This is a genomic window from Parvibaculum sp., assembly GCF_045863935.1.
Taxonomy (GTDB): domain Bacteria; phylum Pseudomonadota; class Alphaproteobacteria; order Parvibaculales; family Parvibaculaceae; genus Parvibaculum.
Map to the genome: position 1 here is coordinate 1 of NZ_BTVP01000071.1, position 6,591 is coordinate 6,591.

Genomic DNA, 6,591 nt, shown 5'->3' on the forward strand with positions numbered 1-6,591 from the left:
CGCCGTGACCGTGCAGGCGGAGCTTGGCCTGCATCATGGCGCGGCCTTCGACGTTCAGGCGGTCTGTTCGGGTTTCGTCTATGCGATGACCATTGCCGATACGTTCATCAAGACCGGCCAGTCGAAGACGGCGCTGGTGATCGGGGCGGAGACCTTTTCGCGCCTGCTCGACTGGACCGACCGCACTACCTGCGTGCTTTTCGGCGACGGGGCCGGCGCGGTGATCGTAACGGGCGAGCCGGGGACGGGGACAAATGCCGACCGGGGCGTCCTGACGGCGCATCTTCATTCGGACGGGCGCTACAAGGACAAGCTCTATGTCGATGGCGGGCCTTCCTCCACGCAGTCGACTGGCCATGTGCGCATGGAAGGGCGCGAGGTGTTCCGCCACGCGGTCGTGAACATCGCCGAGGCGATCAGCGAGTCGCTTGCGGCCACGGGTCTGACGGCGGACGATATCGACTGGTTTGTGCCGCACCAGGCCAACAAGCGCATTCTCGACGGGACAGCGAAGCGGATCGGCTTGCCGCCGGAGAAGGTGGTGATGACGGTTGGCGAGCAGGGCAACACTTCCGCCGCCTCGGTTCCGCTGGCGCTCGACACGGCGGTAAGGGACGGACGAATCAAGCGCGGCGACCTCGTGCTGCTGGAAGCGATGGGCGGCGGCTTTACCTGGGGCTCGCTGCTGTTCAGGTTTTAGGTGAGGACATGCGCCAGAGGCGTGACAACGCCTCAAAAAATTAGCGGATATCCTGAATCTGCTGCATCAGGGAAAACGGCCATCCCTTTGATATTGACGGGTTTCCGGGCGAGCAATAGGCTGAAAAACGAAACTGCAGAGGTGGAGGCCATGGGGGACACTGTCACGCGCGCGCATTTGAGCGAGGCGGTCTATCAGGAAGTCGGTCTGTCACGAAACGAGTCCGCGGAACTCGTTGAACTGGTGCTGGCCGAGATTGCCGACAGCCTTGCCAAGGGCGACACGGTGAAGCTCTCGTCGTTCGGCTCGTTCTCCGTTCGCAAGAAGGGCGGCCGCATGGGACGCAATCCCAAGACCGGCGAGGAAGTGCCGATCAAGCCACGGCGAGTGCTTGTGTTCCGGCCGAGCCATGTGCTCAAGGAGCGCATCAACGGTACGCATAGCGGGCAGTCGGCGGCCGCTGAATAATTCTCGGGGGCAGGCGTCCTTGAGCAGATCCGGCTTTGCAGATCGGATTGAAGAAGACCAGCAGGGACTTCATTTGTCTGTACAAAAGTCACCCGATGCCTTTCGGACCATCAGCGAGGTCGCGAGCGAACTCGATGTGCCGCAGCACGTGCTGCGCTTCTGGGAGAGCAAGTTCAACCAGATCCGCCCGCTGAAGCGCGGCGGCGGGCGACGCTATTACCGGCCCGAGGACGTGGACCTGCTGAGAGGCGTCCGGACGCTTCTCTACAATGACGGCTACACGATCAAAGGCGTCCAGAAAGTCTTTCGCGAACAAGGCCTTAAGTTCGTCGCCGAAACGGGACGCGGGACTGTCGACACATCGCTCGCCGAGCTTGCGCGCGAGGCTGTTGAGCGCGGCGACCAGGAGGAGCGCGAGGTCCCCGGAAAGCCCGTGACCGCGAGCGGCCGCAAGCGCCTGGAGGTGCTGCTGGAAGACCTCATCTCGCTCAAGGACGAGATCGACGAGACCTTGTGGGAGAGCGAGGACGAGGAGAGCTGAGAAAGCTCTGAAAATCCCGAAAATTCCTTGAAAAATGCGGGTTTGGCCCGTTGCCGCAATGAGGCAGCGCGTCTATATTCCGCGCCTCCGAGGCGGATTCGCCCCGGTACCGGTCGTCGGAGCGTAGCGCAGCCCGGTAGCGCACTTGTCTGGGGGACAAGGGGTCGTCGGTTCGAATCCGGCCGCTCCGACCATTCCTGCCCGAAAGGGTAGACGCAGCAAAGCCTTAGGAGCCCGTGCCGATGGTTGGCCAGATTCTTCCGATCTTCCTTTTCCTCGTTGCGATCTTCGTGCTGAACAAGCTCGTGACCGGCCGTTTCGGCTGACTGTCACACGAACGTCATCGTACTGTCACAAACGGAAGGCGGGCGCCGATGCGCGTCCGCTTCTACACCTCGTCGGGACGGACCATCCAGACGATGAGGTATTTGGCGGGAAACGCCCAAATCACACCGGCGGTGATGTAGTAGAGAAACTGGACCAGGCCGTTCTCCGGCAGGTGTCCGCTCACCGCGATCGTCATGATCAGAAACGAGTAGAGCACCAGGAAAGTCAGGAGCACGATCGTGCCGATGAGTTTGCGGGTGCGGATGCCGAGGCGCATTGGGCCGTCTCCGGGCGTCTTCGTTTCGGGATGGCTCTCCATACGGCATTCGCGGGATTTGCGCAAAGCGGGGCAGAGGCTACATGCTTTTGCGCGGCGACCTGTCGCGGCAGCTTGCGGCTAGGCTTGAGCGGATGGGCGGGGTAAGAGATTTTCCATGAGCGTTCTTCCACGCATCAACGCGGTCGAGAGGGCCGACGAGAATCGCCGCGCGATTGCCTGGTGGCTCTTCGGCGTGGCCGCGCTCGTCTTCGTCATGGTGGTGGTGGGTGGCCTGACGCGGCTCACCGAGAGCGGGCTTTCGATCACCGAGTGGAAGCCGGTGACCGGCGCGCTGCCGCCGATGAGCGAGGCGCACTGGCAGGAGGAGTTCGACCTCTACCGCCAGATCCCGCAATACCAGCTCATCAACAAGGGCATGACGCTCGACGAGTTCAAGACGATCTATTGGTGGGAGTGGAGCCACAGGCTGCTCGGCCGTCTGATCGGTTTTGCCTTCCTCGCGCCTTTCATCTGGTTTGCGCTGACGCGGCGCATCGAGCGCGCGATGGTGCCGAGACTCATTTTCCTGTTCGTGCTGGGCGGCGCGCAGGGTGCGCTCGGCTGGTGGATGGTGAAGAGCGGGCTCGTCGACCGGACGGAGGTGAGCCAGTACCGGCTCGCCGCGCATCTCGGCCTTGCGACGATCATCTATGGTGCGCTGATCTGGACGGCGCTCGATCTGTGGCATGGGAAGAGCACGCGGTTCCTGAGCGGGCTGTCGAAGGCGGCGCTCGGGCTGATCGTGCTCGTCTTCGCGCAGACGATCCTCGGCGCCTTCGTGGCGGGCATTCGCGCGGGGCTCATCTACAACAGCTGGCCGCTGATGGCCGGCGCCTTCATTCCGGACGGGCTCTTCGCGATGAAACCCGTCTGGCACAATTTCTTCGAGAGCCACCTCACCGTGCAGTTCCAGCACCGGATGACAGCCTATCTGCTGCTGGCGCTCGCGGCATGGCATGCGTGGCGCGCGCGGAAGACGGAAGCGGCCGGGACGGCGAACCTTCTCCTTGCCGCCGTCGTCGCGCAGGCCGCGCTCGGTATCTGGACGCTGCTCTGGGTGGTGCCGATCCCGCTCGGCGCGATGCATCAGGCGGGCGCGATGATCGTGTTCGGCGTTGCCGTGTGGCATGCGCACAGGCTGGCGAAGTAGGGCGGGCGAGGCCGCGAAGCGTCGCGCAGAATGCAGAGAAGGTTTTGACTATCCAAACAGCACGTCATTGCCGGGCTTGACCCGGCAATCCAGAAGGCGCGGAACGCGCCGTCTCTTTTCGCAAAACTTTTTTGGACGACATTGCTGCCCATGAGTCTTGCGAAGAGGGACGCCGCTCGATGGCGGCTTCTGGACCCCCGGGTCAAGCCCGGGGGTGACAGAATGTTTGAAAGAGCCCGCTACGCCTTCAGGGCCTGGTCGAGGTCGGCGATGATGTCGCCGGCGTCTTCGATGCCGACGGAGAGGCGGACGACGTCGGGGCCGGCGCCTGCCGACTTCTTCTGTTCATCCGTCAACTGACGATGGGTCGTCGAGGCCGGGTGGATGATGAGGCTCCGTGTGTCGCCGACATTGGCGAGGTGGCTGAGCAGTTCCACGTTGCTCACGAGCTTCACGCCCGCGTCATAACCGTCCTTGAGGCCGAAGGTGAAAACGGCGCCCGCGCCCTTCGGCGAATATTTCTTCATGAGCGCATTGTAGGGATCGCCGTCGAGGCCCGCATAGGACACCCAGGAAACCTTCGGGTGGCCTTTGAGGAACTTCGCAACCTTCAGCGCATTGTCGCAATGGCGCTGCATGCGCAGCGGCAGCGTTTCGATGCCGGTGAGGATCATGAAGGCATTGAAGGGCGAAATGGCGGGGCCGAGATCGCGCAGGCCGAGGACGCGGCAGGCGATGGCGAAGGCGATGGGGCCGAAGGTCTCGTGGATTTTCAGGCCGTGATAGCTCTCGCAGGGCTCCGAGAGCGTCGGATAGTTGCCGGACTTCGACCAGTCGAACTTGCCGCCGTCGACGATGATGCCGCCCATGGAATTGCCATGGCCGCCAAGGAACTTCGTCGCCGAATGGACGACGATGTCGGCGCCGTGTTCGAGCGGGCGGCAGAGATAGGGAGAGGCGAGTGTGTTGTCGACGATGAGGGGGATGCCCGCATCATGCGCGACCTTCGCGATGGCGGCGATGTCGGTGACGATGCCGCCGGGATTGGCGAGGCTTTCGATGAAGACGGCTTTCGTCTTCGGGCCGATGGCCGCCTTGATGGAGGCGGGATCGGTTGCGTCCGCCCAGTCGACTTCCCAGCCGAACTTCTTGAAGGAATGGCCGAACTGGTTGATCGAGCCGCCATAGAGCTGCTTTGCGGCGACGAAGCGGTCGCCCGGCGAGAGCATGGTGTGGAAGGTGAGCATCTGCGCGGCGTGACCCGAGGCGACGCCAAGCGCGGCCGCGCCGCCTTCAAGTGCCGCGACGCGCTCTTCGAGCACGGCGGTCGTCGGGTTGGTGATGCGGGTGTAGATGTTGCCGAAGGCCTTGAGATCGAAGAGCGAGGCCGCATGATCGACATCGTCGAAGACGAAGGAGGTCGTCTGGTAGATCGGTGTCGTGCGCGCCTTGGTCGTCGGGTCGGGCTGCGCGCCGGCGTGAATGGCGAGGGTGTCGAATTTGCGGTCTGTCATTTTTGCCTCTTGTTCAGGTCTGCTTGTTGTTCTCTGTATTGTCATTGCCGGGCTTGACCCGGCAATCCAGAAGGCGCGGTACGCGCCGTCTTTCTTCGTAAGACTTCTTTCCGTGCTCTCTTGATCCAGAAGCGTTTTTTGAAGCGAGACGCCGCCTTTGGCGGCTACTGGACCCCCGGGTCAAGCCCGGGGGTGACATTTAAATTAGAAAAATCCTACATCCCCAGCCTCGGCATTTCGATTTTGGGGCAGCGGTTCATGACGACGCGGAGGCCTGCGGCGCGGGCGCGGGCGGCGGCTTCGCCGTTCACGACGCCCAGTTGCATCCAGACATATTTCGCGCCGATTTCGACGGCTTCATCGGCGACGGGGCCTGCCGCTTCGGAATTACGGAAGACGTCCACCATATCGACCTTCTCCGGGATGTCGCGGAGCGAGACATAGACTTTTTCGCCGTTCAGTTCCTTGCCCGCGAGGCCCGGATTGACGGGAATGACGCGGTAGCCCTTCGCTTGCAGGAAACGCATGACCTCGTGACTGTCGCGCGCGGGGTTCGCGCTCGCGCCAACAAGGGCGATGAGTTTCGTATTGCGCAGGATGTGCTCGACGTCGCCGGGCTCGACTTCATTTACGTTTGAAGGGGGTGTCATCGGTCTTCCCATTTCGGATCGCGCTTCTCGATGAAGGCGCCGATGCCTTCTTCCGCGTCGCGGGCGAGCATGTTTCGCACCATCACTTCGCTCGCATAATCGTAGGCCTCGGCGAGCGGCTTTTCGAGCTGCTCGTAGAAAGCCTTCTTGCCGATGGAAACCGTGAGCGCGGATTTCGATGCGATCACATCGGCAAAATGCGCGACGGCGGCATCGAGTTCCGCTTGCGGCACGACGCGGTTCACGAGGCCGAATTCGGCGGCGCGGGCGGCGGAGATCATTTCGCCCGTCAGCAGCATTTCCATCGCGTGCTTGCGGGTCACGTTGCGCGAGAGGGCGACCATGGGCGTCGAGCAGAAGAGGCCGATATTGACGCCGGGCGTGGCGAATTTCGCCTCTTCGGCGGCGACGGCGAGATCGCAGCTTGCGACGAGCTGGCAGCCCGCCGCAGTCGCGATGCCGTGGATGCGGGCGATGACGGGCTTTGGGCAGTTCACGATCGCCTGCATGAGCGCGCTGCATTGCTGCATCGTCTTCGCGAAGAAAGCGCGGCCGCGATCCGGCTGGTTGCGGGCGGCGGTGAGTTCCTTCAGGTCGTGGCCGGCGCAGAAGGCGGGACCGGCGCCCGCGAGCACGACGGCGCGGACGGATCCGTCGTTCGCGATGCGAGCGAATTCGGCGGCGAGGTCTTCCATGAGGCTCATGGAGAGCGAGTTGCGCTGTTGCGGCCGGTTGAGCGTGAGGCGGGCGATGCCGTTCGCGTCCTCGCGGAGGAGGAGGGTGGCGGGTTTTTCGACGGGCTGGCTCATGGGGGCGTCTCCCGGTTCTGGTTTGTGAGGGAGCATAGCGGGGCGGGGCGGGAGAGTCAGGTGTTGGGGGAGGGGAGCGGCATGGGGTAAAAGCGGCGCAAGGATCATGGATG

The 6,591-nt window shown here is 63.1% G+C and carries 8 protein-coding genes and 1 tRNA gene; 5 read left to right on the forward strand and 4 right to left on the reverse strand.

Annotation, left to right across the window (positions count from 1 at the left end; all coding sequences use genetic code 11):
* The 4 genes from ACKUUH_RS16875 to ACKUUH_RS16890 form a co-directional block, all read left to right on the forward strand.
* Positions 1-700, forward strand: a 700-nt coding sequence (locus ACKUUH_RS16875; protein WP_407951054.1) for a beta-ketoacyl-ACP synthase III, incomplete at its 5' end; no start/stop codon positions are given.
* Between the two features lie 150 nt (positions 701-850).
* Complete coding sequence (locus ACKUUH_RS16880; RefSeq protein WP_407951055.1) at positions 851-1,168, forward strand: integration host factor subunit alpha; 318 nt, start codon at positions 851-853, stop codon at positions 1,166-1,168.
* A gap of 73 nt (positions 1,169-1,241) precedes the next feature.
* Complete coding sequence (locus ACKUUH_RS16885) at positions 1,242-1,709, forward strand: MerR family transcriptional regulator (protein WP_407951056.1); 468 nt, start codon at positions 1,242-1,244, stop codon at positions 1,707-1,709.
* Between the two features lie 117 nt (positions 1,710-1,826).
* Positions 1,827-1,903 (forward strand) — tRNA-Pro (locus ACKUUH_RS16890).
* A 194-nt stretch (positions 1,904-2,097) separates the two neighbouring features.
* Here ACKUUH_RS16890 and ACKUUH_RS16895 read toward each other — a convergent pair.
* Entirely contained in the window at positions 2,098-2,355 is a 258-nt protein-coding gene (locus tag ACKUUH_RS16895) for a DUF2842 domain-containing protein (protein WP_407951057.1), read from the reverse strand.
* A 115-nt stretch (positions 2,356-2,470) separates the two neighbouring features.
* Here ACKUUH_RS16895 and ACKUUH_RS16900 point away from each other — a divergent pair, with 115 nt between their 5' ends.
* Positions 2,471-3,505, forward strand: coding sequence for a COX15/CtaA family protein (locus ACKUUH_RS16900; RefSeq protein ID WP_407951058.1), 1,035 nt, complete (start codon positions 2,471-2,473; stop codon positions 3,503-3,505).
* 239 nt (positions 3,506-3,744) lie between these two features.
* Here the strand turns inward: ACKUUH_RS16900 and ACKUUH_RS16905 are convergent, their stop codons facing one another.
* The 3 genes from ACKUUH_RS16905 to ACKUUH_RS16915 all read right to left on the reverse strand — a co-directional run bounded on the left by ACKUUH_RS16905 (position 3,745) and on the right by ACKUUH_RS16915 (position 6,478).
* Positions 3,745-5,019: an O-acetylhomoserine aminocarboxypropyltransferase gene (locus ACKUUH_RS16905; protein ID WP_407951059.1), complete on the reverse strand. Its 1,275-nt coding sequence runs from the start codon at positions 5,017-5,019 to the stop codon at positions 3,745-3,747.
* A 215-nt stretch (positions 5,020-5,234) separates the two neighbouring features.
* Positions 5,235-5,669 carry a CoA-binding protein gene (locus tag ACKUUH_RS16910; protein WP_407951060.1) on the reverse strand — a complete coding sequence of 145 codons (435 nt, stop codon included), beginning with the start codon at positions 5,667-5,669 and terminating at the stop codon, positions 5,235-5,237.
* A complete protein-coding gene (locus ACKUUH_RS16915; RefSeq protein ID WP_407951061.1) occupies positions 5,666-6,478 on the reverse strand; it encodes an enoyl-CoA hydratase in 813 nt (270 codons plus the stop codon). Before ACKUUH_RS16915 ends, ACKUUH_RS16910 begins: the two co-directional genes overlap by 4 nt.
* Positions 6,479-6,591: the final 113 nt, after the last annotated feature.